General features: G+C 64.6%; 23 protein-coding genes and 1 pseudogene. 18 read left to right on the top strand and 6 right to left on the bottom strand.

What is annotated here, in order from left to right; genetic code table 11:
• Window positions 1-52 precede the first annotated feature (52 nt).
• The gene (locus AC0L3B_RS11410; RefSeq protein ID WP_247398332.1) at window positions 53-628 is read left to right on the top strand and encodes a hypothetical protein; all 576 of its coding nucleotides are present in this window, start codon (window positions 53-55) and stop codon (window positions 626-628) included.
• A gap of 33 nt (window positions 629-661) precedes the next feature.
• Here AC0L3B_RS11410 and AC0L3B_RS11405 read toward each other — a convergent pair whose 3' ends face one another.
• On the bottom strand, window positions 662-1744 hold the full coding sequence (locus AC0L3B_RS11405) for a substrate-binding domain-containing protein (protein WP_473380404.1): 1083 nt from the start codon (window positions 1742-1744) through the stop codon (window positions 662-664).
• Window positions 1745-1858: 114 nt separating this feature from the next.
• Here AC0L3B_RS11405 and AC0L3B_RS11400 point away from each other — a divergent pair, with 114 nt between their 5' ends.
• A complete protein-coding gene (locus AC0L3B_RS11400) occupies window positions 1859-3343 on the top strand; it encodes an aldehyde dehydrogenase family protein (protein WP_247391217.1) in 1485 nt (494 codons plus the stop codon).
• A gap of 186 nt (window positions 3344-3529) precedes the next feature.
• Entirely contained in the window at window positions 3530-3793 is a 264-nt protein-coding gene (locus AC0L3B_RS11395) for a hypothetical protein (RefSeq protein ID WP_247391219.1), read from the top strand.
• A gap of 7 nt (window positions 3794-3800) precedes the next feature.
• Here AC0L3B_RS11395 and AC0L3B_RS11390 read toward each other — a convergent pair.
• Window positions 3801-4698, bottom strand: a pseudogene (locus AC0L3B_RS11390) (alpha/beta hydrolase family protein).
• Window positions 4699-4878: 180 nt separating this feature from the next.
• Between AC0L3B_RS11390 and AC0L3B_RS11385 the strand changes: the two are divergent.
• The 3 genes from AC0L3B_RS11385 to AC0L3B_RS11375 all read left to right on the top strand — a co-directional run bounded on the left by AC0L3B_RS11385 (window position 4879) and on the right by AC0L3B_RS11375 (window position 8474).
• The gene (locus tag AC0L3B_RS11385; RefSeq protein WP_085395858.1) at window positions 4879-6267 is read left to right on the top strand and encodes a class II 3-deoxy-7-phosphoheptulonate synthase; all 1389 of its coding nucleotides are present in this window, start codon (window positions 4879-4881) and stop codon (window positions 6265-6267) included.
• Between the two features lie 4 nt (window positions 6268-6271).
• On the top strand, window positions 6272-6625 hold the full coding sequence (locus AC0L3B_RS11380) for a diacylglycerol kinase (protein WP_018459355.1): 354 nt from the start codon (window positions 6272-6274) through the stop codon (window positions 6623-6625).
• Between the two features lie 91 nt (window positions 6626-6716).
• Complete coding sequence (locus tag AC0L3B_RS11375) at window positions 6717-8474, top strand: NAD+ synthase (RefSeq protein WP_473380403.1); 1758 nt, start codon at window positions 6717-6719, stop codon at window positions 8472-8474.
• A 207-nt stretch (window positions 8475-8681) separates the two neighbouring features.
• Here AC0L3B_RS11375 and AC0L3B_RS11370 read toward each other — a convergent pair whose 3' ends face one another.
• Together AC0L3B_RS11370 and AC0L3B_RS11365 are read right to left on the bottom strand one after the other, a co-directional pair.
• Complete coding sequence (locus AC0L3B_RS11370; RefSeq protein ID WP_473380402.1) at window positions 8682-9875, bottom strand: DUF2865 domain-containing protein; 1194 nt, start codon at window positions 9873-9875, stop codon at window positions 8682-8684.
• A gap of 131 nt (window positions 9876-10006) precedes the next feature.
• The gene (locus AC0L3B_RS11365) at window positions 10007-10312 is read right to left on the bottom strand and encodes a hypothetical protein (protein ID WP_473380401.1); all 306 of its coding nucleotides are present in this window, start codon (window positions 10310-10312) and stop codon (window positions 10007-10009) included.
• 291 nt (window positions 10313-10603) lie between these two features.
• Here AC0L3B_RS11365 and cysS point away from each other — a divergent pair, with 291 nt between their 5' ends.
• The 4 genes from cysS to AC0L3B_RS11345 all read left to right on the top strand — a co-directional run bounded on the left by cysS (window position 10604) and on the right by AC0L3B_RS11345 (window position 14631).
• Window positions 10604-11986, top strand: coding sequence for a cysteine--tRNA ligase (gene cysS, locus AC0L3B_RS11360; protein ID WP_473380400.1), 1383 nt, complete (start codon window positions 10604-10606; stop codon window positions 11984-11986).
• Between the two features lie 115 nt (window positions 11987-12101).
• Complete coding sequence (locus AC0L3B_RS11355) at window positions 12102-12611, top strand: GNAT family N-acetyltransferase (RefSeq protein WP_473380399.1); 510 nt, start codon at window positions 12102-12104, stop codon at window positions 12609-12611.
• A complete protein-coding gene (gene cimA / locus AC0L3B_RS11350) occupies window positions 12608-14206 on the top strand; it encodes a citramalate synthase (protein ID WP_247369163.1) in 1599 nt (532 codons plus the stop codon). The genes AC0L3B_RS11355 and cimA overlap by 4 nt, the downstream gene beginning before the upstream one ends.
• 47 nt (window positions 14207-14253) lie before the next feature.
• Window positions 14254-14631, top strand: a complete 378-nt coding sequence (locus AC0L3B_RS11345) for a VOC family protein (RefSeq protein WP_473380398.1) — start codon at window positions 14254-14256, stop codon at window positions 14629-14631.
• On the opposite strand, the gene AC0L3B_RS11340 is transcribed toward AC0L3B_RS11345, so the two are convergent.
• Window positions 14628-15233 (bottom strand): LOG family protein, encoded by a 606-nt coding sequence (locus AC0L3B_RS11340; RefSeq protein WP_018459347.1) that lies wholly within the window; start codon window positions 15231-15233, stop codon window positions 14628-14630. The two genes, AC0L3B_RS11345 and AC0L3B_RS11340, sit on opposite strands and share 4 nt — an antisense overlap.
• A gap of 202 nt (window positions 15234-15435) precedes the next feature.
• Between AC0L3B_RS11340 and AC0L3B_RS11335 the strand changes: the two genes are divergently transcribed.
• The 4 genes from AC0L3B_RS11335 to AC0L3B_RS11320 all read left to right on the top strand — a co-directional run bounded on the left by AC0L3B_RS11335 (window position 15436) and on the right by AC0L3B_RS11320 (window position 20014).
• Complete coding sequence (locus tag AC0L3B_RS11335) at window positions 15436-17391, top strand: ABCB family ABC transporter ATP-binding protein/permease (protein ID WP_473380397.1); 1956 nt, start codon at window positions 15436-15438, stop codon at window positions 17389-17391.
• 77 nt (window positions 17392-17468) lie between these two features.
• Entirely contained in the window at window positions 17469-18173 is a 705-nt protein-coding gene (locus tag AC0L3B_RS11330; RefSeq protein ID WP_256374445.1) for a phosphatidylserine decarboxylase, read from the top strand.
• A gap of 87 nt (window positions 18174-18260) precedes the next feature.
• Window positions 18261-19142, top strand: coding sequence for a CDP-alcohol phosphatidyltransferase family protein (locus AC0L3B_RS11325; RefSeq protein ID WP_018459344.1), 882 nt, complete (start codon window positions 18261-18263; stop codon window positions 19140-19142).
• Window positions 19143-19294: 152 nt separating this feature from the next.
• Window positions 19295-20014 carry an RraA family protein gene (locus AC0L3B_RS11320; protein ID WP_018459343.1) on the top strand — a complete coding sequence of 240 codons (720 nt, stop codon included), beginning with the start codon at window positions 19295-19297 and terminating at the stop codon, window positions 20012-20014.
• 18 nt (window positions 20015-20032) lie between these two features.
• Here AC0L3B_RS11320 and AC0L3B_RS11315 read toward each other — a convergent pair whose 3' ends face one another.
• On the bottom strand, window positions 20033-20326 hold the full coding sequence (locus AC0L3B_RS11315) for a hypothetical protein (RefSeq protein ID WP_085353034.1): 294 nt from the start codon (window positions 20324-20326) through the stop codon (window positions 20033-20035).
• Between the two features lie 327 nt (window positions 20327-20653).
• Here AC0L3B_RS11315 and AC0L3B_RS11310 point away from each other — a divergent pair, with 327 nt between their 5' ends.
• The 4 genes from AC0L3B_RS11310 to AC0L3B_RS11295 all read left to right on the top strand — a co-directional run bounded on the left by AC0L3B_RS11310 (window position 20654) and on the right by AC0L3B_RS11295 (window position 26519).
• Window positions 20654-21427, top strand: a complete 774-nt coding sequence (locus AC0L3B_RS11310) for a motility protein A (protein WP_018459340.1) — start codon at window positions 20654-20656, stop codon at window positions 21425-21427.
• A 23-nt stretch (window positions 21428-21450) separates the two neighbouring features.
• On the top strand, window positions 21451-22281 hold the full coding sequence (locus AC0L3B_RS11305; protein ID WP_007592497.1) for an OmpA/MotB family protein: 831 nt from the start codon (window positions 21451-21453) through the stop codon (window positions 22279-22281).
• Between the two features lie 270 nt (window positions 22282-22551).
• Window positions 22552-24450: a potassium transporter Kup gene (locus AC0L3B_RS11300; protein WP_085385797.1), complete on the top strand. Its 1899-nt coding sequence runs from the start codon at window positions 22552-22554 to the stop codon at window positions 24448-24450.
• Between the two features lie 140 nt (window positions 24451-24590).
• Window positions 24591-26519, top strand: a complete 1929-nt coding sequence (locus tag AC0L3B_RS11295; protein WP_085352750.1) for a potassium transporter Kup — start codon at window positions 24591-24593, stop codon at window positions 26517-26519.
• Window positions 26520-26529: the final 10 nt, after the last annotated feature.

Genomic DNA, 26529 nt, shown 5'->3' with positions numbered 1-26529 from the left:
CGGTCCTGTCGGGCCGCCATGCCATGCGCAACGAGGCGCCAGGGGATCCCGGGTGGACGAGAACATTGTTTGCGAGGTCGCGCCGGACACGCGTCTGGTCGATCGCCGTCGCGCGGCGGCCTATGTCGGCGTGACCGCCGGACGCTTCGAGCAGCTGGTGCGCGACAGCGTCGTGCCACCGCCGGTCATGGTGGACAACAAGCGGCGCTGGCCGCTCGCGTTGCTCGACGTTGCGAAGGACGCGGTTGTCGCCAGCAGCATGCCGTGCCTGCCGCAGGTGATGGTCGAGATTGCGCAGGACGCGCGTCCCTGCGAACGGGCCCCCGCACCAGCCTCGCACGAACTGCCGGATAAAAACTGGTTCGAGCAGCGCGCGCGGTTCGTTCAGCGCGTGCGCCGGTCGCTGCTGTCGGGCAACGAGATACGGCTCTTGCGCGAGTTCAAGCTGCTCAGGCAGAACCAGATCAGCATGTTCGGCTATTACGGCAGTTTCGAAGCCCTGATGGTGCGCGGCTACATCGTCGAGCTCGCGCGAAAGCCGCCGTCGAGCCGTCCGCTGGTGACGTACCGGCTGACCGCGCAGGGCGAGCGGGTCATGTCGGCGCTCAAGGGCGAGCCGGCGATCTGACCGGCGCGGACAAGGCGATGGCATCCTCCGCCATCATCGCACGGCGTGCATCTCCAGAAATGCCTTCACGCCGGTGACGGTGCCCGTATCCGACGGCACATAACCGGGCAGGGTGGCGATGGCTGCGCGAAAATCGGCGCTGCGGATGATCTCCAGGATGCGCTGCATCGGCCCGGTGTCCAGGAACGCGCGCTTGCAGACGAAGAAATAATCCTCGGTCAGGAGCCGGATGAAATCGAGGCCGAAATGCCGGGCGGCGGCTTCGACGCCGAAGCTCGCATCAGCCATGCCGCTCGCGACATAGGCTGCGACCGCGGCGTGGGTGAATTCGATCTGCTGCGCGCCCTTGATCCTGCTCTCGTCGATGCCGTTTGCCGCAAGCAGTTGGTCGAACAGAAGCCGCGTGCCGGAATCGTGGTCGCGGCTGACGAAGCGGACTTTTGGTCCGGTGAGATCATCGAGCGAAGCGATGCGCAGCGGATTGCCGCGCGCGACCATCAATCCCATTTCGCGTGTGACGAAGCTGATGATGCGATCCTCGCGCGGATCGAGCCATTCGCGCGCAGCCTTGATGCCCTGAGCCCGTAGCGCGCCGTGCGGCAGATGCAGGCCGGAGAGATCGCAGGCGCCCTGCGCCAGCGAGACCAGCGAATGCTGGTTGCTGACATAGCGCAGATCGACGCCGATGCCGGGCTCGCGGTCGAGGAATTCGCGCAGTTTTGCGACCGCAAAACCGTGGCTGGCATGCACGCGGATCACCGACGGGCGCTGCTCGAGGAACGGCTTGATCTCGCTCGCCAGCTCCTGTGCCAGATTCTCAAGCTGAGGTCCGAGCCGGGCCTGCATGCGCTCGCCCGCCCACACCAGCCGCTCGCCGAACGGCGTGAGTTTCGAGCCCTTGCCGCGCTGGGTCTGCACCAGCGGCGTGCCGAAGAACTCCGACCATTGCTCGATCAGATTCCAGACATGGCGATAGGAGAGGTGCGCATCCTTGGCCGCGCTGGTGATCTTCCCGGTTCTCCTGATCTCGTTGAGGACGCCAAGCATGATGACGGCGGTGCGCGGATTGCCCTCCCGGCGAAACCGCCAGACGGCCTCGATCTCGATCTGAAGCATTGGTCCTCCCTATGAACTACATTTCATATGACCGCGGTCCATTTGCAATCCATATCATATTTACTCCCGTCCACAGGCGCGCCTAGTCTGGTATACCAGAACTGGAGGAATATGATGTCTGTTGCATATGACTTTGCACACTCGCCGGCCACCGAGTTCATGTCCCGGCCACAGCATCTGCTGATCGACGGTCGCCGCGTCCCGGCGAGCTCCGGTCGCACATTCAAGTCGCTCAATCCGGCCACCGGGCAGGTCATCGCCATCGTCGCCGAAGGCAACGAGGCCGATGTCGATCATGCAGTAGCGGCCGCGCGCCGGGCCTTCGAAGGCCCCTGGCGCACGATGCGGGCGTCCGAGCGCGGCCAGATCCTGCTGCGCTGGGCAGACCTGCTCAAGGCTCACGCCGAGGAGATCATCGAACTCGAGTCGATCGATGCGGGCAAGCCGATCGCCGCGACATCGCGGCAGGATTTTCCGGCCGCCGTCGACACGCTGATTTACTACGCCGGTTGGGCCGACAAGATCAGCGGCGACGTCGTGCCCGTGCGCGATGATGCCCTGACCTACACCGTGCGCGAGCCGGTCGGCGTGGTCGCGGCGATCGTGCCCTGGAATTTCCCGCTGATGATCGGGATGTGGAAGCTCGCGCCGGCGCTGGCCTCCGGGTGCACCATCGTGATGAAGCCGGCCGAGCTGACCTCGCTGTCGGCGCTACGCATCGCCGAGCTCGCGCTTGAAGCCGGCCTGCCGGCGGGCGTCTTCAACGTCGTCACTGGCCCCGGCCGCGTCGTCGGCGACGCGCTGGTCAATCACCCTGACGTCGACAAGGTCACCTTCACCGGCTCTCCCGGTGTCGGGCGGGGAATCATGAAGGGCGCCGCAAGCAACTTCAAGCGCGTCTCGCTCGAGCTGGGCGGCAAGTCGGCCAACGTCATTTTCGACGATGCCGATCTCGAAGCTGCATCGAAAGCTGCGGCTTCCGGCATCTTCTTCAATGCCGGCCAGGTCTGCTCGGCCGGCTCCCGCGTGCTGGTGCAGGAGAAGGCCTATGACGAGGTCGTCGAGCGGCTGGCGGCGCGCGCAAAGTCGCTCAGGATCGGCGACCCGCTCGACCGCAAGACGGTGCTCGGTCCCGTCATCTCCGAGAAGCAGATGAAGTCGGTCCTCGATTATGTCGACATCGGCCGGAAGGAGGGCGCGACCCTCGTCACCGGTGGCGAGAAGGTCGGCGATCGCGGCTACTTCATCAGCCCCGCGGTGTTCGCGAATGTCGCGCACGAGATGCGGATCTCGCAGGAAGAGATCTTTGGCCCGGTCGTCAGTGTCATCAGGTTCAAGGACGAGGCCGACGCTTTGCGGATTGCCAACGGCACGGCTTACAGTCTCGCCGCCGGCGTCTGGAGCCGCGACATCGGCAAGCTGCAGCGCTTCGCCAAGCGAGCGCGCGCGGGCACAGTCTGGATGAACACCTATGGCTATACCGACGTGCGGCTGCCCTGGGGCGGCGAGCGCGACTCCGGCCTCGGCCGCGAGCACGGCACCGCCGCGCTCGACAATTTCACCGAGCCCAAGGCGGTCTGGATGAATCTGGCCGTTTGATACCTCCCGAGCGGCCAAGCCTGGAGCCCGCCTGACCACCCGTGCAGGCGGGCTCTTTTTCGAGATCGATAAAATTGTCTGCATTCCGCTCAGCTGCGGCAAACCGTGCGGACAAGAACCGCGCGTCCTTAAACCCCGGCTTTGGAACCGGCGTGCATCCTGCCTGCAACAGGGTGGGGCATCAGCATGTCAGTTCTCAGGGAGGTCGTCGTCGCAATCGCGGGAGTCTACGCACTTCTGTTTGCGTGCGACGCAATGTTCGGGATCGGCGAGGCGCGCTTCGACGACGCCTATTACAGCGCCAGCTTCTATGCGCCGCGGCCGAAGGAGTTTCGTTTCGCCGGCGATACGCCGCCGGCGGTCCGCGTCAGCGAGGCGTTTGCGCAATTCGCGCCGGGCGAAGCCAAGCCGAACAAGCGCTACTCGTCGCTGACCACGATCCTCCGGTAAGCACTGTCTATTCTCCCTGGATCCATTCCGCGACGCCACGCCACAACGTGTCGCGATGTTCGGGGCGGAAGAAGCCGAAATGGCCAATCGCCTTGGCGCCGACGTCGGACGGCTTCACGTTGATTACCTCCGGCTTGATTGCGGTGAATCCGCTCGCAAGCAGCTCGACCGCGGGCCGCGTCGCCCAGGGATCGTCGGAGAAGCAGAGGGTGCGCAACTCGCCCTTGAACCTGGCGAAATTCTCCAGCGCCGGCAGCTTTGAATCGAAGAGATAACGGGGGCTCGAGACCCACTCGGCCCATTGCAGGAAGACGCCCTTGGGCAGATCCTCGCCGATGCCGGCCCAGCCCGGCGCGTAACCGAGCGCGTGGACGAGCGGCACGCCGACAAAATTCATGAAGGCGAAGACGCGGTATTTTTCCGGCGACGTCATCAGCCGCCAGGTCGCCGCCTGCGAGGCCACCAACGCGGCGCGCGAGATGTCCGCGTTGTTCGCGATCAGCCCGAGCGCCTGGCCGCCATAAGGAGTGCCCGACATAGGCCAAGGGCAGAGTGTGGTAGCGCTCGCGCATCCAGTGCACTGCGGCGGTGACGTCGAGCGCGGCCCAGTCCGACATCGAGGCCTTGAAGCCGACCAGCGATTTCGGTTGGTTGTAGCCAACCATCGCCGGCAGCCGGGAGTCGCCGATGCCGCGATAGTCGTAGGTCAGGACTGCGCAGCCGCGATGGGCGAGATAGGAGGCAAAGCCGCGATAGATTTTTCGCGGGACGGCAGTCGCCGAATTGACCAACACGGCATGACGTTTGGTGCCGCGGGGCAGGAATAGCGTGCCGGCCAGCGCATACCCGTCGGTCGCCGGGAAGCTGATCTCGTCGATGAAAACGTCGTCCAGTGCCGCGTCCATGGACCGAAGGTATCTGCCAGTTTCCAAGCCGTTTCCCAGCAAATGCGAATTTGGCTTTCCCCGCAAGGCTTTGCAGTGCCAGACGGATTTACAACTGGCGGCCGGTGGCCAGCCTGTGTATAAGGCGACCCTCGCAACCCACAGATCAGGTTGTGCTTTTTGCTTCACGGAGAGATTGCGATGTCCGAGCGGTGGACGCCCGAGTCCTGGCGCAGCAAGCCGGTGCTACAGGTGCCCGATTATCCCGACGCCAAGGCCCTGGCCGACGTCGAGGCGCAGCTTGCGACCTTTCCGCCGCTGGTGTTCGCGGGCGAGGCGCGCAATCTGAAGAAGGCGCTGGCGCGGGTCGCGGCCGGAGAGGCCTTCCTGCTGCAGGGCGGCGACTGCGCCGAGAGCTTCGCCGAGCACGGTGCCAACAACATCCGCGACTTCTTTCGCGTGCTGCTCCAGATGGCGGTGGTACTGACCTATGCCGGCGCCGTCCCGGTGGTGAAGGTCGGGCGCGTCGCCGGCCAGTTCGCAAAGCCGCGCTCCTCGCCGATGGAGAAGATCGACGGGGTCGAGCTGCCGAGCTATCGCGGCGACATCGTCAACGACATCGCCTTCACCAAGCAAGCGCGCGTCCCTGATCCGCAGCGCCAGCTGATGGCCTATCGCCAGTCGGCCGCGACGCTGAACCTGCTGCGTGCGTTCGCGACCGGCGGTTACGCCAATCTCGGCAGCGTGCATCAGTGGATGCTCGGCTTCCTCAAGGACAGTCCGCAGTCCCGTCGCTACAAGGAATTGGCCGACCGCATCTCCGATGCGCTCAACTTCATGCGCGCCTGCGGCCTCGATCTCGAGGCCCATCCCGAGCTGCGCGCCACTGATTTCTACACCAGCCACGAGGCCCTGCTGCTCGGCTACGAGCAGGCCATGACCCGGGTCGATTCCACCACCGGCGACTGGTACGCGACCTCGGGGCACATGATCTGGATCGGCGACCGCACTCGCCAGCTCGACCACGGCCATATCGAATATTTCCGCGGCATCAAGAATCCGATCGGGCTCAAATGCGGCCCGTCGCTCAAGCCCGACGAGCTGCTGAAGCTGATCGACGTGCTCAATCCCGACAACGAGCCGGGCCGGCTGACGCTGATCGGCCGCTTCGGCTCCGACAAGATCGGCGAGCACCTGCCGAACATGATCCGCGCCGTGAAGCGGGAGGGCAAAGTGGTGGTGTGGTCGTGCGATCCCATGCACGGCAACACCATCACCTCGACATCAGGTTACAAGACACGGCCCTTCGACCGCATCCTGTCCGAGGTGAAGTCGTTCTTCGCGATCCACGCCGCTGAAGGCACCCATGCCGGCGGCGTGCATCTGGAGATGACCGGCCAGGACGTCACCGAGTGCCTCGGCGGCGCCCGCGCGATCACTGACGAGGATCTCAACGACCGCTATCACACGGTCTGTGATCCCCGGCTCAACGCCGAGCAATCCATCGACATGGCTTTCCTGGTCGCAGAACTGCTCAAGCAGGAACGCGCCGGCAAGGTCAGGCCGATGCCGGTCGCAGCGGGGCTCTGAGACCTTGCTGCGAATCTGGAAGGCCACGATCAATTCCCGTAACGGTCTGGCCTTTGCGTTCCGCTCGGAGCAGGCCGTCCGCGAGGAAATCGTTGCGCTCCTCTTGTCGCTGCCGCTCGCGTGGTTCGTCGGCGCGACCGCGATGCGGGCGGTCGAGCTGATCTGCGCGGTCGCGTTCGTGCTGGTGGTCGAGCTGCTCAATACGGCGATCGAGAAGCTTGCCGACCGGCTGACCATGGATCACGACAAGCAGATCGGACGGGTCAAGGACATGGGCTCGGCCGCGGTCGGTGTCGCGCTGCTGATGGCCGGCGCGTTCTGGATCATCGCCATCATCGAGCGATTGGGATTTCTTTAAAGCGCGTATCGCGCTTTAAACTGTTTTTTCAGCATGATCTTTTCGGAAAACCGCTTCACTCTTTTCCGGATCATGCTCTGATCGGAGCGCCATGACCGAACGTCTCAACGCATTCGCGGTCACGCTCGCCCAGCTCAATCCGACCATGGGCGACATCGAGGGCAATGCCGCGAAAGCGCGCGCGGCGCGCGTGCAGGCAGCCGCCGACGGTGCCGATCTCGTGCTGTTTCCGGAATTGTTCATCGCCGGCTACCCGCCGGAAGATCTCGTGCAGAAGCCTTCCTTTCAGGCCGCCTGCCGCGCTGCGATCGAAGCGCTGGCGCGCGAGACCGCCGATGGCGGGCCAGCGATGCTGATCGGCACGCCCTGGGTCGAGGAGGGCAGGCTCTATAATGCCTGCGCGCTGCTCGATGGCGGCCGTATCGCTGGCCTGCGCTTCAAATGCAATCTACCGAATTACGGCGTGTTCGACGAGAAGCGGCTGTTTTCGCGCGGGCCTGCCGCCGGCCCCGTCACCGTGCGCGGCGTGCGCGTCGGTGTGCCGATCTGCGAGGACATCTGGCTTGAGGAGTCCGAGGACTACGAGAACGTGGTCGAGACGCTGGCCGAGACCGGCGCCGAGATCATCCTCGTGCCGAACGGCTCGCCTTACGCCCGCGACAAGGCCGACGTGCGCTTGTCGGTCGCGGTCGCGCGCGTCACCGAGAGCGGTCTGCCGCTGGTCTATCTCAACCAGGTTTGCGGCCAGGACGAGTTGGTGTTCGACGGCGCCTCCTTTGCGCTCAACGGCGACCTTTCGCTCGCAGCGCAATTGCCGGCGTTCGCGGAGAGCATCACCACACTGCACTTCACGAGAAGCGGCGACGATTGGCGTTGCACCGGGCCGATCGCCGCGCAGCCCGAGGCAGACTACGCCGACTACGCGGCCTGCGTGCTGGGCTTGCGCGACTACGTCGCCAAGAATGGCTTTCCCGGCGTGCTGCTCGGCATTTCCGGCGGCATCGACTCCGCGCTGTGCGCGGCGATCGCGGTCGATGCACTCGGTTCCGATCAGGTGCACGGCGTGATGCTGCCTTATCGCTACACCGCGGCAAGCTCGATTGCGGACGCCGGCGAGCTCGCCGGCCATCTCGGCATCCGCTACGAGGTGCTGCCGATCGCCGAAGCGGTAACCGGGTTCGAGACCATCCTGTCCGGCGTCTTCAAGAATCTGCCGCCCGATGTCACCGAGGAGAATCTCCAGGCCCGCACCCGCGGCACGCTGCTGATGGCGATCTCGAACAAGACCGGCCTGATGGTGGTGACCACAGGCAACAAATCGGAGATGTCGGTCGGCTACGCCACGCTCTATGGCGACATGAACGGCGGCTTCAATCCGATCAAGGACATCTACAAGACGCAGGTGTTTCGGCTGGCAAGCTTGCGTAATTCGTGGAAGCCCGAGGGGGCGCTGGGGCCGGCCGGTGAGGTGATCCCGCCCGACATCATCACGCGTCCGCCGACCGCGGAGCTGCGCGAGAACCAGACCGACCAGGATTCGTTGCCGGCTTACGACGTGCTCGATGCCATCCTGGAGCGTCTGATCGAGCGCGAAGAGCCGCTCGAGACAATCATCGCCGCGGGCTTTGACCGCGAGACGGTCACCCGCATCGATCATCTCCTCAACGTCGCCGAATACAAGCGCCGCCAGGCCGCCCCCGGCGTCAAGGTCACAGCCAGGAATTTCGGCCGCGACCGCCGCTATCCCATCACCAACCGCTTTCGCGACAAAGGCGAGCAGCTCGCCGCTCCGGATGAGACGCTGGTCTCGCGTGGGAGCAAAGCCTCGATCGACGCGTTTGAGGGGTGAGGCTGGCGCTTGCGCTGCCGTTTCCGCAACCGAGATCGGCGTTATTGTGCCCTCGCCCCTTGCGGGAGAGGGCAGCTCCGCTGTCGAAGCGAACTCATTCGGGTGAGGGGTCTATCTCCGCGTACTCATGTGCACATGTGAGCGGATAGAACCCCTCATCCGGCGCTTCGCGCCACCTTCTCCCGCAAGGGGAGAAGGGAAGGGCTATTACTTCTGTTGTTGCGGCAGGAAGCTCGGGCCGACCGAACGGATCGGCTTGTTCTCGGAAGGCGTCGCAGGGGTGCCGGTGTCCGCCGGCGGCGTTGCTGCCGGGGCGCCAGCAGTCGTCGGTGCCGGAGCCGCACCCTTCTTGCCATTGGCGGCAGGCGTGCCCTTGTTGAGCTGCCGCTGCTGCATTTTCTTGGCGCTCTCCTCGGTGACGATGATGTCACCTTGCTGTTCGGCCGACGCCTTGTCGTCGGCCGATTTGAGCGCGTCCGCCCAGGTCTGGCCCGCGGCCTTGCAGGAGCAGGACGGGTTGAACTCGCTGCGGAATTTGAACGCGGTCGGCAGCGCCGTGTAGGGCTGGCCGCTGGTGGAGACCGCGGAGTTCATGTCTTCACCGGGATTGCGATGGGTGTAGAGCACGGCCTCGGCGGCCGGGCACAGCGCCTTGCAGGTCTTCTCGTCGTCGGGGAAGCGCGCCGGCACGGTCGCAAACGAGACCGGGAAGTAGGCGCCGTCGCAGGTGCGCACGCACACAGTGCGATAGGTGCCTGATTGCGGGCCGAGATCGGACGGCGGCACGCCTTGCGGATTATTGGGGTTGTTGCCGCCGAACAGATTGCTCAGGAAATTGCCGCCGCCTTGCGACTGCGCCGCATTGGCATATTGCGGGCCGCAATTGTTCTGCGCCAGCGCTGCCAGCACCGAGCGGCGCTGGTTGTCACGCTCGGGGCTAAAGCCGCCGGGGCCGCCGCCGCGCAGGCGTTCGAGATTGCCGGTGATCTGGTCCAGATTGGCGCGCATCTGCTGGATCTGGGTGTTGACCGGACCGCATTGCGCCGACTGGCCGCTGAACAGCGAGAAGAAGCCGGAGGAATCGCAACCCATGCGCTTGGCCTGCATGGTGACACGATCGAGCTCGGCCTGCTGCTTGGTCTGAGATTCCTGATAGCGGCGGATCTGGTCTTCGCGCGCGGGATCACCGCCGCCGCCACGATCGAGACCGGCGAGCTGACCTTCCAGGCGCGCGCACATCGGGTTGGGTCCGAGCCCGTTCTGGCCGGGCTGAGGCGGCGGTCCCGGCGGGCCGGCCTGTGCGAACGCGTTATTGGCGAGCGCAACCGTGCTGAAGAGCACGGCACAGGCAAGGATCGAGCGAGCACGGGAGAGAGACAAAAATTCAGGCATATCCGCCATTCTAGCGAGGTCACGGCCACGCGTGATGCGGGGAGGCCGGAGCGCGCCCTCCCATAGCCGCTTCCTGCGGCATCGTCACGTCGTTTCAGAGGCCAGCGATTGGGCCTAAGGTACGCCAGTTCCGAGCGAATTCAGCGCTGGCAGGTGATTGCGACATATTCGTCGCAATGGCCATGGGAGCAGTTTGCGCCGGATTTGGGGACAGAGCCGGTAATTTCGTCGGGATCGACCCGGCGATAGGCCGAAGCCTGGGCAAAATCGCGTGACTGGCAGTAGGTGCGGGCGACCTGCGCGCCGCATTTGTCGCTCTTGGCCAGGCACTGATCGACGCCGTAGCCGTCCGCCTGGTTTGGGATGATGAAGACGCGGGTCTCCGCGACAGCGCTGGACGCCGCAAGGATGGAGGCGCAGGACATGAGCGCGAGCAATGATCGCATGAAAACACCGGGGCAAAAAATGTGAACTGCCAGTTCCAGAATGGGCTCAAATGGTTAAGGAGATGAACCATCTGCGCGCGGCGGCTGCGCATTGCGGAGATAAGACGGCGTTTTCGCGGCTCTCTTGACGCGGGGCCGCCTCATAGCCCATATGTTCCGTCATGAACGGTCTCCTCGTCATTTGCGCCATTTGCCGCGAGATTACGAGCTAGCGATTCGCTGGCTGGAGCCGTCTTTTCTCAAAACCATTGAGAGCACTGGACGCCCGGCCAACAGCCGACGGGTATCCTTATGGAATTGCGCCTTTACGATACGCTGAGCCGGGAAAAGCGCACCTTCGTGCCGCTCGATGCCAAGAACGTCCGCATGTATGTCTGCGGACCGACGGTCTATGACTTCGCCCATATCGGCAATGCCCGGCCGGTGATCGTGTTCGACGTGCTGTTTCGGCTGCTGCGCCATCTCTACGGTGAGGCGCACGTCAAATATGTCCGCAACATCACCGACGTTGACGACAAGATCAACGACCGCGCCGCGCGGGATTTCCCCGGCCTGCCGCTGAACGAGGCGATCCGGAAAGTCACCGAGCAAACCGGCAAACAGTTTCACGCTGACGTCGACGCGCTCGGCGCGCTGCGGCCGAGCGTCGAGCCGCGCGCCACCGAGCATATCGGCGAGATGCGCGAGATCATCGAACGGCTGGTTGCCGGCGGCTTTGCCTATGTTGCCGAGGATCACGTGCTGTTCTCGCCGCAGGCGATGAACGCGGCCGATGCCGGGTTGCCGCGCTATGGCGCGCTGTCCAATCGTTCGCTGGACGAGATGGTTGCCGGCGCCCGCGTCGATGTTGCGCCCTACAAAAAAGGCAACACCGACTTCGTGCTGTGGAAGCCGTCCAAGCCCGGCGAGCCGTCATGGCCGTCACCCGCCGGCGTCGCCGCGCAGGGGCGCCCGGGCTGGCATGTCGAGTGCTCGGCCATGGCCTGGAAGCATCTCGGCGAGCACTTCGACATCCATGGCGGCGGCATCGATCTCGTGTTTCCGCATCACGAGAACGAGGTCGCGCAGACCTGCTGCGCCTTCCACCGGGAGCGCATGGCGAACTACTGGATGCACAACGGCTTCCTGCAGGTCGAGAGCGAGAAGATGTCGAAATCGCTAGGCAACTTCGTCACGATTCACGAGCTGCTCGCGGACTGGCCGGGCGAAGTGCTGCGCCTGAATATGCTCAAGACGCATTACCGCTCGCCGATCGACTGGACGATGAAGTCGCTGGAGGAGAGCGCCAGGACGCTCGACGATTGGTATCGGGTTGCGGCTGACGTCGCATCCAGCAAGCCCGCCCCGTCAGTGGTCGAGCCGCTGCTCGACGACCTCAACACGCCGCTGGCGATCGCGGCGCTGCATGGGCTGCGCGGCAGCGATGTTGGTGCCCTCGCGGGTTCGTTGCGTCTGCTCGGCTTTCTCTCCGAGAGTGCCGCGCAGTGGGAAGGACGCAAGCAGCAGGCGAGCGGCGTCGATGCCAAGGAAGTCGAGCGCCTGATCTCGGAGCGGACGGCGGCGCGTGCGCGCAAGGACTTTGCGGAGTCCGATCGTATCCGCGATCTGCTTGCCGCGATGGGCGTTGCGATCAAGGATTCCAAGGAAGGGACGACGTGGGAGGTCGCACGATGAAGCGACCCGATACGCCTTTTCCGCGGCACTGGTTCTATTACATCGCGCTGAAAATCCTGCTGCTCGGCGCTGCCGTGGCGCTGGCGCTGAAACTCTATGGGATGTGGTGAAGACGATGGCACAAGCACTCCCAAAGCCTGGCTTGCGGCCCTTCCTGCCGGAGGACGTGCCGGTTCTCGCCGCGATCTTCACCGCCAGCATCGAAGAGCTGACCGGCGAGGACTATAGCGAGGCCCAACAACAGGCCTGGATGGCGTCGGCGGAAGACGAAGAGTTCGGCAAGGGGCTCGCCTCCGACCTGACGCTGATCGCAACGCTGGAGGGGTCACCGGTGGGTTTTGCCTCGCTGCAGGGCAAGGATCATATCCGCATGCTCTATGTGCATCCGGCCGTGGCCGGGCAGGGCCTCGCGACCATGCTCGTCGATGCGCTGGAAAAGCTTGCGGGCGGCCGCGGCGGCGACAAGCTGACGGTCGATGCCAGCGACAACGCGCAGGGCTTTTTCGCCAAGCGCGGCTATGTCGCCATGCAGCGCAACAGCATCACTGTCAACGACGAATGGCTGGCCAACACCACCATGCAGAAGACGCTCGGCAGTGGACCCGCGTCGGGAGCGCTGCAATGAGCAAGGAGCGCCTCTATCTGTTCGACACCACGCTGCGCGACGGCGCGCAGACCAACGGTGTCGATTTCACGCTGACCGACAAGCAAATCATCGCCCAGATGCTCGATGAACTCGGCATCGACTATGTCGAGGGCGGCTATCCCGGCGCCAATCCGACCGACACCGAGTTCTTCGGCACCAAGCCGAAGTTTTCGCATGCGCGCTTCACCGCCTTCGGCATGACGCGGCGAGCGGGGCGCTCGGTCTCCAACGATCCCGGTGTGGCCGGGCTGCTGGAGGCCAAGGCCGACGTGATCTGCTTCGTGGCGAAGTCGTCGGCCTATCAGGTGCGCGTTGCCCTGGAGACGACGAAGGAGGAGAACCTCGCCTCGATCCGCGACAGCGTCGCAGCGGCGAAGGCTGCCGGCCGCGAGGTGATGCTCGACTGCGAACACTTCTTCGACGGTTACAAGGAGGATTCCGGTTTCGCGCTCGCCTGCGCGAAAGCTGCTTATGAAGCCGGCGCGCGCTGGGTGGTGCTGTGCGACACCAACGGCGGCACCATGCCCAGCGAGGTCGAAGCGATCGTCGCCGAGGTGGCGAAGCACATCCCCGGCGATCATCTCGGCATTCACGCCCATAACGACACCGAGCAGGCGGTGGCGAATTCGCTCGCCGCGGTGCGCGCCGGCGCGCGGCAGATCCAGGGCACGCTGAACGGCCTCGGCGAGCGCTGCGGCAACGCCAATCTCTGCTCGCTGATTCCGACCTTGAAGCTGAAGGCCGAGTTTGCCGACGCCTTCGAGATCGGCGTCACGGCGGAGAAGCTCGCGACCCTGGTCAAGGTGTCGCGCACGCTTGACGACATGCTCAACCGCGTTCCGAACCGGCATGCGGCCTATGTCGGCGAGAGCGCGTTCGTCACCAAGACCGGCATCCATGCCTCTGCCGTGCTGAAGGATCCGCAGACCTACGAGCATGTCTTGCCGGAGCTGGTCGGCAATCATCGCAAGGTGCTGGTGTCCGATCAGGCCGGCCGCTCCAATGTCATTGCCGAGCTCGACCGCGCCGGCATCGCCTATGAGAAGAGCGATCCGAAACTGTCGCGGCTGGTCGAGGAATTGAAGGAGCGCGAGGCGCAGGGCTACGCCTATGAATCCGCCAACGCCTCGTTCGAGCTGCTGGCGCGGCGCACGCTCGGCAAGGTGCCGCATTATTTCGAGGTCGAGCAGTTCGACGTCAATGTCGAGCAGCGCTACAATTCGCATGGCGAGCGCGTCACCGTGGCGCTGGCGGTGGTCAAGGTCGACGTCGCCGGCGAGCATCTGATCTCGGCGGCCGAAGGCAACGGTCCCGTCAACGCGCTCGACGTTGCCTTGCGCAAGGATCTCGGCAAGTACCAGAAATATATCGAAGGCCTGACGCTGATCGACTATCGCGTGCGTATCCTCAACGGCGGCACCGGCGCGGTCACGCGCGTCCTGATCGAGAGCGAGGACGAGAACGGCGACAGCTGGACCACGGTCGGGGTGTCCCCCAACATCATCGACGCCTCGTTCCAGGCGCTGATGGATTCCGTGATCTACAAGCTGGTGAAGTCGGGCGCGCCGGCGTAGGGCGGTGCCACAAACGGGATGACGAACAGGAGAGGGGGGCGCGACCCATGATCGATCACATCTCCGTCGGCGTCAGCGATCTCGAACGCTCGGCAACATTTTACGAGGCGGCGCTCGGGGCGCTCGGGCTCACTCGCGTCGTCACGCGACCGCGGACGATCGGCTTTGGCAAGGCCTATCCCGAATTCTGGATCAATCTGCGCGAGGGCATGCCGCACGTGCCGCCGGAGAGCGGCGTCCATATCTGCCTGCGGGCAAAGACGACCGTCGAGGTCGATGCATTTCACGCCGCAGCGCTGTCGGCCGGCGGCGCATCCGACGGCGCGCCGGGTATCCGCCCGCACGATCGCGTGCGTTATTACGCAGCCTTCGTTGTCGACCCCGATGGTAACCGGATCGAGGCGGTGACGTTTCCTGCGGACTAGAGCTTGCGCGCCATTTCCGGTGCGAGCTGCTTTTCCGCATCTTCGATCTGCGCTGCAGCCGATTTCAGCTTCGGCAAAATCTCTTCGATCCGATCGGCCTTGAGGATGTCGACCGAAAGGCCGGCGCGGATGAACTCGGTCTGGCGCATGTGCGACAGCAGCGAGAACAGCGGCTCCCAGAAATTATCGATGTTGGCCAGCAGCACCGGCTTGGCGTGACGTCCGAGCTGCTTCCAGGTCAATTGCTCGACCAACTCCTCCAGCGTGCCGACGCCGCCCGGCAGCGCCACGAAGGCGTCGGAGCGTTCGAACATCAGTCGCTTGCGCTCGTGCATGTCGGGGGTGACGATCATCTCCTGCACGCGCGTCAGCGCGTTTTCCCGCATCCTCAGGAAATCGGGGATGATGCCGGTGACAGTGCCGCCGTGATCGAGGACGGAGGTCGCCACCGAGCCCATCAGGCCGAGCGAGCCGCCGCCATAGACGAGGCGGATGTTGTTCTCGGCGAGCGCCTTGCCGAACGCCTTGGCGCCTTCGGTGAAACGGGGATTGGTTCCTGGGCCGGAGCCGCAATAGACACAGACGGTTTTGATCGTGCTCATTGGTGCCATGATGCATTGCAGCGAAGGGGCGTCAAGCCCAATCGGTGATTCGGGGCTTCCGGAAATCTACCGGTAAACCACGACGAACAATCCAAGATTCGCCATCTGGCGGGGTGCATGGGCATCGGTAAGGCTCTATATGACAAACGAAAATCCTTAATGGCAACGCAGCCCGCATTCGACGGGCTTTTCAGGCTTCTTGATGGACCAAGCTCAATCGCCCGCCGGCGCCAACGTTCCTGATCCCGCCGGGGGGCCGCTGGAGCGGGCCACGCTGATGGGCACGCTGGCGCATCTGTGGCCCTATATCTGGCCGGGCGACCGTTTCGACCTGAAGATGCGCGTGGTCTGGTCGATGGTGCTGCTGCTCGCCGCCAAGCTGATCACGCTGACGGTTCCTTTCAGCTTCAAATGGGCGACCGACGCGCTGACCGGCGCCAACAGTGCGCCAGTTCAGGCCGACAATTGGCACCTCTGGGTGATCGCCTCGCCGCTGCTGCTGACCGCCAGCTACGGCGTGATGCGCATCGTGATGGCGGTGCTGACGCAATGGCGCGACGGCATTTTCGCGCGCGTTGCCATGCACGCGGTGCGCAAGCTCGCCACCATCACTTTCATCCACATGCACGAGTTGTCACTGCGCTTCCACCTGGAGCGCAAGACCGGCGGCCTGACGCGCGTGCTCGAGCGCGGCCGCGAGGGCATCGAGGTCATCGTGCGCATGGTGATCCTGCAGCTGATCCCGACCATCGTCGAGGTCTCGCTGCTGATGGCCGTGCTGCTGTGGCAGTTCGATTGGCGCTACGTGCTTGCGACCCTCGTCACTGTCGCGGTCTACATGTACTACACCTACATCGCGACCGAGTGGCGGATCGGCATCCGCCGCAAGATGAACGATGCCGACACCGAGGCGAACACCAAGGCGATCGACTCGCTGCTCAACTACGAGACGGTCAAATATTTCAGCGCCGAGGCCCGTGAGTCACAGCGCTACGACCGGTCGGTCGCGCGTTACGAGGAGTCGAGCGTCCAGGCCTATACTTCGCTGGCCGTGCTCAACACCGGGCAGGCCGTGATCTTCACGCTGGGGCTGACCGCGACCATGCTGATGTGCGCGATCGGCGTGCGCAACGGCACCAACACGGTCGGCGATTTCGTGCTGGTCAACGCGATGATGATCCAGCTCTACCAGCCCTTGAACTTCATGGGCATGGTTTATCGCGAGATCAAGCAGGCGATCATCGACATCGAGAAGATGTTCAACGTGCTGGGGCGCGAGGCTGAGATCAAGGATGCGCCGGGCGCGAAGCCACTGGTGGTCTCCGCGGGCAATGTGCGTTTCGAGGATGTGCGCTTTGCCTATGAGCCGTCCCGTCCGATCCTCAAGGGCATCAGCTTCGAGGTGCCGGCCGGCAAGACGGTCGCGATCGTCGGCCCGTCAGGTGCGGGCAAGTCGACCATCTCGCGGCTTCTGTTTCGCCTCTACGACATCTCGGGCGGCAAGATCCTGATCGACGGCCAGGACATTCGCGAAGTCACGCAGGCGAGCTTGCGCGCGTCCATCGGCATGGTGCCGCAGGACACCGTGCTGTTCAACGACACCATCCGCTACAACATCCGCTACGGGCGTTGGGACGCCAGCGATGCCGAGGTCGAGCAGGCAGCGCAGCTGGCGCAGATCGATCATTTCATCCGCATGGCGCCGAAAGGCTACGAGACCCAGGTCGGCGAGCGCGGCCTGAAACTGTCCGGCGGCGAAAAACAACGGGTTGCGATCGCGCGCACCGTGTTGAAGGCGCCGCCGATCCTGGTGCTGGACGAGGCGACCTCCGCGCTTGACACCCACACCGAGCACGAAATTCAGGGTGCGCTCGAGCGCGTGGCGAAGAACCGCACTTCGCTGGTGATCGCCCATCGGCTCTCGACCATCGTCGGCGCCGACGAGATCATCGTGCTGGACCAGGGCCGTATCGCCGAGCGCGGCACCCACACAAAACTGCTTGCGGAGGGGGGACTTTACGCCAGCATGTGGAACAGGCAGCGCGAGGCCGAGGCGGCGCGCGAGAAACTGGCGAGGATGGCCGATTCCGGCGAGGCGCCCAACCGGGAGGCACCGCCGGTCGCCGATGTCCTGACGGCGCCTGCGGCGGCGGAGTGACCTTGTCTCCGGTCCCAACTCTGGCCTAAACAACACCACCGCGCGGGACGACCTGCGCCATCAACCCTGAGCGGCAGATAGCGATGTCCATTCTCGATTCGATCCAGCGTCAGATCCCGCCGATCCACAAGGAGGGATATCCCTTCATCGGCGGCTTTGCGCTGGCAAGCCTCCTCCTGTTCTGGCTGTGGTCGCCGTTGGGGTGGATCGGCACCATCCTGACCGTATGGTGCGCGCTGTTCTTCCGCGACCCCGTGCGCGTGACCCCCGTGCGCGAGGGGCTCGTGGTGTCGCCCGCCGACGGCCGCGTCTCGATGATCACTATGGCGCTGCCGCCGGCCGAGCTCGGCCTCGGCGATCGGCCGCTGCCGCGCGTCTCGGTGTTCATGAGTGTGTTCAACTGCCATGTGAACCGCAGCCCGATCGCGGGCCGGGTGGACCGTATCGCCTACCGGCCCGGCCTGTTCATCAATGCCGAGCTGGACAAGGCGAGCGAGGACAATGAGCGCAACTCGCTGGTGATCACGACGCCGACGGCGCGGATCGGCGTGATCCAGATCGCGGGTCTGGTCGCCAAGCGCATCGTCTGCTTCGTCAAAGAGGGGCAGGCAATCGGCGCCGGTGAGCGCTTCGGTCTGATCCGATTCGGCTCGCGGCTCGACGTCTATCTGCCGCTGGGCACGAAGGCGCTGGTCTCGGAAGGCCAGACCGCGATCGCCGGCGAGACGATTCTGGCGGATCTTGCCGGAGACGACCCGAGCCGCGCCTACCGTGCCAATTAACCAATAAGTCGGTCCTGAGGGGCCTTCCGCCGCAATGGCGGAGGGGAACGCGGCTTGCTATATCTCGCCCCAAGGTGAGGACGAGCCATGACGCCTTATGACTTCAAAGATCCTGATGTGCGCCGCCGACGGTTCCGCCCGATCCCGGTGCGCATGCTGGTGCCCAACGTCATCACGCTGCTGGCGATCTGCGCCGGCCTGACCTCGATCCGGCTCTCGATCGAGGGGCGGATGTCGCTCGCGGTCTACGCCATCGTGTTCGCGGCGGCACTCGACGGCATCGATGGCCGCATCGCGCGCATGATCAAGGGGCAGTCCAAGTTCGGCGCCGAGCTCGACAGCCTCGCCGACTTCGTCAATTTCGGCGTGGCGCCCGGCCTGATGCTGTATTTCTGGCAGCTGCACGAGCTCGGCAATGCCGGCTGGATCGCCGCCATGGTGTTTGCGATCTCCGGTGGCCTCCGCCTGGCGCGCTTTAATGCCACCATGGACGATCCCAACAAGCCGGCCTTTGCCGCCAACTTCTTCACCGGCGTGCCGGCGCCGGCCGGCGCGATCACGGTGCTGCTGCCGATCTATGTCGCGTTCCTCGATCTCGGCCGGCTGCCTGCGGCGGTGACGGCTGCGTATACGCTGCTGATCGCCTTCCTGATGGTGTCGCGCCTGCCGGTGTTCTCCGGCAAGACCAAGCGCATGCGCGTGCCGCCCGAGCTGGTGCTGCCGGCGTTCGTCGCGGTGGTCGTGTTCATCGCGATCCTGATCGCCTATCCCTGGCACGTGCTGTCCATCGGAACGGTGCTGTATCTGCTCGCTTTGCCGCTCGGCTACAAATCCTATCGCGACCAGGCGCGCGCGATGGAAGCCACCGCGCCGGCTGGAGGCGAGGTCTCCTCGCCGCCTTCGGCGCCGACGCTGGCAAACCTGTCGGAGCCGCCGCGCGAAGACGACCGGCCCGACCGGCTGCACTGAACGGCAAGCGCCAAGCAGCCAAGGCACTGAACAGCGAGACTTGGATATCTGCCATGAGGCGCCCTGAGTTGGGTTGAGGCCCGATCTCGGCTATATCGCCCGGTGCAGGCGGCACCGCACCAACAGCGGCCGCCAATCTGGGAGAGAACGCTGTGACGAATACTGCGACCGGGCCGCTGCCCGCTTCCGTCCTCGAAGCGCTGGGCCGCTATGACACGCCGACGATCTGCAATGCCATGGAGATCGTGGCGCCCGAGCGCCGGCTGATCGGCTACACCACCAAACCACTGGTCTGCCCATTTCCCGATCTGCCCCCGATCGTCGGCTATGCCCGCACGGTCGCGATCCGCTCGGTGCTGAAAAATTCACTACCGCCGGAAGAGCAGTCCAAGCGCCGCATCGCATATTACGAATATGTCGGTACCGGCCACGGTCCGCGCATCTCGGTGATCCAGGACATCGACGGTCCCGACGTCGGCTACGGTGCGTTTTGGGGCGAGGTGCAGAGCAACGTGCACAAGGCGCTCGGCTGCCTCGGCGTCATCACCGACGGTTCGATCCGCGACATTCCGCAATGGGCGCCGGGCTTCCAGGCGCTGGCCGGCTCGATCGGCCCGTCGCATGCGTGGGTGCATGCCGAGAGCTTTGGCGGCGAAGTGCGCGTCGCCGGCATGACCGTGAAGTCGGACGATCTGATCCATGCCGACCAGCACGGCGCTGTCGTAATTCCGCACGATATTGCCGCAAAGCTGCCCGAGGCCGCCGAACTCTGTGGCCGCCGCGAGACGCCGATCCTCGAGATCGCCCGCAGCCCCGACTTCTCGTTGGAGAAGTTGAAGGCTGCGCTGAAGCGCTCGGCGGAGATTCACTAACGGCGGGACCGCGATGATCTACGGTTGCGACGCCGCTCGCAGGCTGCCCTGTTCCGTCAGGAACAAGGCGGCCTGATCCGGCTCGCCGAGCACCGCGGCAGCGCATCCGATCAAGGTGAAGCCGCCGGCAAAATCCCACAGGGTGATATCTTCCGCATTGTCCGGCATGTGGATCAGGTGCGCTGCGATCCCGGCGAGGGCCGCCTCGGCAAAGAGCAGCACGCTGAACGCCGGCAGGACGAGCCCGGGTTCGAGCATGTGAAGCGCCAGCACTGCGGGAAGCGCGGTGAGAAGACTGAACAGCGTCACCATTGCGATGCCTTCCGCCATGAGGTGCCGGCCGGGTCCAGAATACCAATTGATCGGTCGCCCCCGATGTGGCGCAGGGCCGCAGCCGAAGGGATCGCGTGCACGGGTGACGGGTGCGCGCGACACCGTATGGTTAGCAAAATGTTGAGATCCGTGTCGGCAGTCGGCAAAAGCCGGCGCCTTTCAGCGCGCTGCGGCCGCCAGGCGCGCCGGCTCAACTTAACCTTTACGCGTCTTTAATCGCGGCTCACTAGGGTTTCCGATGCGGTTCGGGGTTGGGCCGCGCCATCGGCCAGGACGGCCGTTGTTGCGTTCGCGTTGGAGTCTCCCATGGATATCATGACGAGCATCGGGCTCGTGGCGGGCATTGTCGTCATCGCGACGATGATGCTGCTGGGCGGCGATCTCCACATGTTCGTTTCCGAGCATGCGATGATCATCATCTTCGGCGGCTCGACGGCCGCGACCATGATCCGCTTTCCGCTCTCGACGCTGATCCACGGCCTACCGCTCGGCGCCAAGTTTGCCTTCACTATGAGCCGTCTGTCGGCGCACGATCTGGTCGACGAACTCGCCCGCATCGCCGAGATCGCCCGCAAGCAAGGGCCCGTGGGTTTGGAAAAGGTCGAGACCGACGAGCCGTTCCTCGCCAAGGGCATCCGCTACGTCGCCGACGGCTACGACCTGGACTTCATTCGCGACAATCTCGAGCGCGACCGCGATAATTTTTTGATGCATCTGGATGAAGGCAGCAAGATCTACCGCGCCATCGGCGACTGCGCCCCGGCCTTCGGCATGGTCGGCACGCTGATCGGCATGGTGCAGATGTTCGCCAACATGACCGACCCGTCAAAGCTCGGCCCGTTCATGGCGACCGCGCTGCTCGCGACTCTCTACGGCGCGCTGGTCGCCAACCTGTTTTGTACCCCGATCGCCGACAAGCTGCATGGAAAGCTCCTGGACGAAGAGACCAACCGCACGCTGATCATCGACGGCATCCTGATGATCCGCGACTCCAAGAGCCCCACGCTGGTCCGCGAAATGCTGCTGGCCTATCTGCCCGAGAAGCACCGCCACGCTGAAGGCGAGCCGGTGCCGGCCTGAGGCCGCGCGCCGGGATTTGAGATATGGCCAAGAAGAAGCGCGGCGATTCACACGGAGGCGGTCACGGCTGGTTCGTGACCTTCGCCGATCTGATGGGCCTGATGATGAGCTTCTTCGTGATGCTCGTCGCGTTCTCGACCCAGGATGCCAACAAGCTGAAGGTCGTCGCAGGCTCCATGCGCGACGCCTTCGGTGTCCAGACCGAAGCGCGCTATTCCGGCATCGTCGAGTCCGACGGGCTGCCGACCCGCCCTCGGCTGAAGAACGTCGATCACATTCAGCCCGAGGACTCCTCCAACACGCCGACGCCGGACCAGGAGGATCGTGACCGCACGTCGGGCGCCAAGATCAAGGTCGACCGCAATTTTGCGCTGGCGGCGGCCTCGCTGCGCCAAGCGTTGCAGGACATGCCGGAATTGACCGAGATGTCGAAGCACATCATGTTCGAGGAGACCAAGCAGGGCCTCAACCTCGAGATCGTGGACCAGGACGGTCGCTCGATGTTCGCCGACGGCTCCAAAGTCCCCTATGACCGCACCCGCCGCCTGATCGAGAAGCTCGCTGTCCCGCTCAAGGCGACGCCGCTGCGCGTCTCCATCGCCGGCCACACCGCGGCTGGATTCGTGCCGACCCGCAGCGACTACGGCGCCTTCGATCTGTCGGCCGACCGCGCCAATGCCGTGCGTCAGATCCTCGAACGCGAGGGCCTGCCGGCCGCCCATGTCTTCGCCGTCGCCGGCAAGGCGGATACCCAGCCGCTGTTTCCGGACGATCCCTCGCTCGCGGCCAACCGGCGGGTGACCATCACCCTGATGCGCGAAGATCCGCCGCTGCCGCCGAATCTGAAGCCGTAGGGCGCATTCGAGCGAAGTGGACCCTGTTTCGCGCGAAGAAGCGCGACAAAACAAGGATTAGAGCCAATTCCCCTTCAATCGGGGACTGAAGGCTCAGGGCTCTTGTGCCACCATCTTACCTGAGGCATGTCGTCGCGTGGGCAACGACCGTTGCTGCGCCGTCACAGCATCTGGCCCGGTGCCTGCTATGGTGATGTGCCGATTGACAGGGGCGCCGGAACCGTCAAAAGGCGCCGGATCAATTCTCGGGCAGAAGCGTTCCAGTTTCATATGACGGCGAGCATCACATCGACCGAAGCTCCGGACGGGCCGGTCACCTCGGGTTTCTGGGGCCTGACGCTCGGGAGCATCGGCGTCGTCTTCGGCGACATCGGCACGTCGCCGCTCTACGCATTCCACGAGGCCGTCAGGGGCGCGGCCCATGGCCAGCCGGTCTCGCGGGTCATGGTGCTCGGCGTGCTCTCGCTGATCCTTTGGGCGCTGCTGATCGTCGTCACCGCCAAATACGTGCTGCTGCTGCTGCGCGCCGACAACAACGGGGAGGGCGGCACGCTTTCCCTCATGGCGCTCGGCCAGCGCGCGCTCGGGCGGCGGAGCTGGTTCCTGATGGCGCTCGGCGTCGTCGGCGCCTCCATGTTCATCGGCGATTCCATGATCACGCCGGCGATCTCGGTGTTGTCGGCGGTCGAGGGTCTGAAGCTCGCAACGCCCGCCTTCGAGCACTATGTCGTTCCCCTGACCGTTCTCATCCTGACGCTGCTGTTCGCGGTCCAGAGCAAGGGGACGGCACTGGTCGCCTCAGCCTTCGGGCCGGTGATGGTCGTCTGGTTCACCGTTCTTGCCGTGCTGGGTGCCGTTCACATCGCCGACGATCCGTCGGTGCTGGCAGCGATCAATCCCTATTACGCCCTGCAATTCCTGCTGTCGCACGGCACGATCGGCCTGGTGACACTGGGCGCGGTGTTCCTCGCGGTGACCGGCGGCGAGGCGCTCTACGCAGACCTCGGCCATTTCGGCCGCAAGCCGATCCAGTCGGCCTGGATGTTCTTCGTGCTGCCTGCGCTCCTGATCAACTATTTCGGGCAGGGCGCACTGGTGCTGTCGGATCCCAGCGCGATCGAACACTCCTTCTATCGCATGGTGCCCGAGCATTTCGTGCTGCCGCTGGTCGGACTTGCGACCGCGGCGACCGTGATCGCGAGCCAGGCGGTAATCACGGGGGCCTATTCCCTGGTCTATCAGGCAGTGCAGCTCGGCCTCCTGCCGCGCTTCGAGGTGCGCTTCACCTCGGAAACTCATGCCGGCCAGATCTATCTGCCGCGTGTAAACCGGCTGCTGCTGATCGGTGTGATGCTGCTGGTGCTGTTGTTCCACACCCCCAGCAATCTGGCTTCGGCCTACGGTATTGCGGTCTCCACCACCATGGTTGCTGACGGCATCATGGGCTTCATCGTGATCTGGAAATTGTGGAACTGGCGCGCGGCGACGGCCGCAGCGGTGATCCTGCCCTTCGTCGTGGTCGACATCAGCTTCTTCAGCGCGAATCTTCTGAAGCTGCTCGAAGGCGCCTGGGTGCCGCTGCTGTTCGGCGTGATCATGGCCGGGACAATCTGGACCTGGCGGCGAGGGTCCGGGATCCTGATCCAGAAAACGCGCCGCATCGAGGTGCCGCTGGACGATCTGATCCGGAGCCTGGAAAAGCGGCCGCCGCACATCGTCAAGGGCACCGCGGTGTTCCTGACCAGCGATCCCTCCTTCGTGCCGACCGCGCTGCTGCACAATCTCAAGCACAACAAGGTGCTACACGAGCACAACGTGGTCCTGACCATCGAGACCGCGCATACGCCGCGGGTCGATCTGTCGGAGCGGTTCCGGATGGAGAGGATCAGCGACAAGTTCTTCAAGGTCCGCCTGCGCTTCGGCTACATGGAGCAGCCGAACGTGCCCAAGGCACTCGCGATCGCGCGCAAGCAGGGCTGGCAATTCGACATCATGTCGACCTCATTCTTCGTGTCGCGGCGCTCGCTGAAGGCGTCGGCGCAGTCCGGCATGCCGCTTTGGCAGGACCATTTGTTCATCGCGCTGAGCCGGTCCGCCAACGACGCCACCGACTATTTCCAGATTCCCACCGGACGCGTGGTTGAAGTCGGAACCCAGGTCACCATCTAAACGGCGGCGGCCAAGCCATGCAAATGTGCATGGCTAAGGTCCAAAATCTGGCTAGGCTATGCCGGCAGCGCAGGCCTATAAGCCCCGCGCCCTTCTGCCGTTGTGCAGTGAAGCATTTTTAGAGGCCACCAGGCTCTCCCATGACAAGTGATATCGCGATTCCCGCCCCGGAAACGGCGGCGGCCAATGGGCATGGCGACGCCCACACCACCGCCGGCTTCGGTGCGCTGACACTCGGCAGCATCGGCGTCGTCTACGGTGATATCGGCACCAGCCCGCTCTACGCGTTCCGCGAGGCGGTGATGGCGGCTTCTGGCGCGGAGGGGGTGCCGACGCCGGCGGCCGTGCTCGGCGTGCTGTCCCTGATCCTGTGGGCGCTCATCGTCGTGGTGACGCTCAAATATGTCGTGATCCTGCTCCGTGCCGACAACAACGGCGAGGGCGGCACGTTGGCGCTGATGGCGCTGGCCCAGCGCGCAGTCGGCACCCGCGGAACAACCATCGTCCTGCTCGGCATCATTTCCGGAGCCCTGTTCTACGGCGACGCCGTGATCACGCCGGCGCTCTCGGTGCTGTCGGCGCTCGAAGGCATGAAGGACGTCACCCTGCACTTCGAGCCCTACATCGTGCCGCTGACCGTGATCATCCTGGTCGGTCTGTTTGCCGTGCAGTCCCGTGGCACCGCTCGCGTCGCCGCCTTCTTCGGCCCGATCATGTGCGTCTGGTTCGCGGTGATCGCGATCGCGGCGATCCACCCGATCATCCAGCAACCGCAGGTGCTGTTCGCGCTGAACCCGCTCTACGCCGTGTCCTTCATGATCCACCACGGCATCATCGGCTTCGTGACGCTCGGCGCGGTGTTCCTGGCGGTCACCGGTGCCGAGGCGCTCTATGCCGACCTCGGCCATTTCGGCAAGCGGCCGATCCAGACTGCCTGGCTGTTCATCGTGGTGCCGTCGCTGGCATTGAACTATCTGGGGCAGGGCGCCCTCGTGCTCGGCGACCCCGGCGCGATCGTGAGCCCGTTCTTCCAGCTCTTTCCGCAAGGTTTTTTCCGCGGCTGCATGGTGGTGCTGGCGACCGCCGCAACGGTTATCGCGAGCCAGGCGGTCATCACCGGTGCCTATTCGCTGACGCGTCAGGCGATCCAGCTCGGTCTGTTGCCGCGGTTTGAAATTCGCCATACGTCCGAAGCCCATTCCGGCCAGATCTTCATCCCGCGCATCAACCAGCTCCTGCTCGTCGCAGTGGTCCTGCTGGTGCTCTTATTCCGCTCCTCCAGCGCGCTGGCCTCGGCCTACGGCATCTCCGTCACCGGGACCATGGTGGTTACGGCGATGATGGGCTTCGTGGTGATCTGGAAGGTATGGCGGTGGTCGCCGTTCACGGCTGCCGCCCTGATCGCGCCGTTCTTGTTTCTCGACCTCACCTTCCTGGCCGCCAATCTGCTCAAGGTGTTCGAGGGCGGCTGGGTGCCGCTGGCGCTCGGCGCGCTCATGATCATCCTGATGTACACGTGGCGGCGCGGCAGCCGGCTGCTGTTCGAGAAGTCGCGCAAGCTCGAATTCCCGCTCGCCGACCTGGTGGCCATGCTGGAGAAGCGGCCGCCGCAGCGCGTGCCCGGCACCGCCGTGTTCCTGACCAGCGACCCCCTGAGCGCGCCGACCGCGCTGATGCATAGTCTGAAGCACTACAAGGTGCTGCACGAGAAGAACGTCATTCTCACCATCGAGACCGCGCAGACCCCGCGCATCGATCCGGCCGAGCGGGTGAAGCTGGAACAGATCTCGCCGACCTTCTCCAAGGTGACGCTGAAGTTCGGCTTCATGGAATCGCCCAACGTGCCGAAGGCGCTGGCGATCGCCCGCAAGCTCGGCTGGCAGTTCGACATCATGTCGACCTCGTTCTTCCTGTCGCGGAGGGCGCTCAAGCCGGCCGCCCATTCGGGCATGCCGCGCTGGCAGGACCGGCTGTTCATCTCGCTCAGCCGTTCCGCCAACGACGCCACCGACTATTTCCAGATCCCCTCCGGCCGCGTCGTCGAGGTCGGCACCCAGGTGACCATCTAAGTGACGATCT

The organism is Bradyrhizobium sp. Kon56 (assembly GCF_055807635.1).
This window is presented reverse-complemented; position numbering and strand designations above follow the sequence as displayed.

Bases quoted from the DNA above. Each gene is read 5' to 3' on its own strand.
- AC0L3B_RS11405 (WP_473380404.1), bottom strand. From the start codon at position 1,744: ATGCTTCAGATCGAGATCGAGGCCGTCTGGCGGTTTCGCCGGGAGGGC.
- AC0L3B_RS11400 (WP_247391217.1), top strand. From the start codon at position 1,859: ATGTCTGTTGCATATGACTTTGCACACTCGCCGGCCACCGAGTTCATG.
- AC0L3B_RS11395 (WP_247391219.1), top strand. From the start codon at position 3,530: ATGTCAGTTCTCAGGGAGGTCGTCGTCGCAATCGCGGGAGTCTACGCA.
- AC0L3B_RS11385 (WP_085395858.1), top strand. From the start codon at position 4,879: ATGTCCGAGCGGTGGACGCCCGAGTCCTGGCGCAGCAAGCCGGTGCTA.
- AC0L3B_RS11375 (WP_473380403.1), top strand. From the start codon at position 6,717: ATGACCGAACGTCTCAACGCATTCGCGGTCACGCTCGCCCAGCTCAAT.
- AC0L3B_RS11370 (WP_473380402.1), bottom strand. From the start codon at position 9,875: ATGGCGGATATGCCTGAATTTTTGTCTCTCTCCCGTGCTCGCTCGATC.
- AC0L3B_RS11365 (WP_473380401.1), bottom strand. From the start codon at position 10,312: ATGCGATCATTGCTCGCGCTCATGTCCTGCGCCTCCATCCTTGCGGCG.
- cysS (WP_473380400.1), top strand. From the start codon at position 10,604: ATGGAATTGCGCCTTTACGATACGCTGAGCCGGGAAAAGCGCACCTTC.
- AC0L3B_RS11355 (WP_473380399.1), top strand. From the start codon at position 12,102: ATGGCACAAGCACTCCCAAAGCCTGGCTTGCGGCCCTTCCTGCCGGAG.
- cimA (WP_247369163.1), top strand. From the start codon at position 12,608: ATGAGCAAGGAGCGCCTCTATCTGTTCGACACCACGCTGCGCGACGGC.
- AC0L3B_RS11345 (WP_473380398.1), top strand. From the start codon at position 14,254: ATGATCGATCACATCTCCGTCGGCGTCAGCGATCTCGAACGCTCGGCA.
- AC0L3B_RS11340 (WP_018459347.1), bottom strand. From the start codon at position 15,233: ATGAGCACGATCAAAACCGTCTGTGTCTATTGCGGCTCCGGCCCAGGA.
- AC0L3B_RS11335 (WP_473380397.1), top strand. From the start codon at position 15,436: ATGGACCAAGCTCAATCGCCCGCCGGCGCCAACGTTCCTGATCCCGCC.
- AC0L3B_RS11325 (WP_018459344.1), top strand. From the start codon at position 18,261: ATGACGCCTTATGACTTCAAAGATCCTGATGTGCGCCGCCGACGGTTC.
- AC0L3B_RS11315 (WP_085353034.1), bottom strand. From the start codon at position 20,326: ATGGTGACGCTGTTCAGTCTTCTCACCGCGCTTCCCGCAGTGCTGGCG.
- AC0L3B_RS11310 (WP_018459340.1), top strand. From the start codon at position 20,654: ATGGATATCATGACGAGCATCGGGCTCGTGGCGGGCATTGTCGTCATC.
- AC0L3B_RS11305 (WP_007592497.1), top strand. From the start codon at position 21,451: ATGGCCAAGAAGAAGCGCGGCGATTCACACGGAGGCGGTCACGGCTGG.
- AC0L3B_RS11300 (WP_085385797.1), top strand. From the start codon at position 22,552: ATGACGGCGAGCATCACATCGACCGAAGCTCCGGACGGGCCGGTCACC.
- AC0L3B_RS11295 (WP_085352750.1), top strand. From the start codon at position 24,591: ATGACAAGTGATATCGCGATTCCCGCCCCGGAAACGGCGGCGGCCAAT.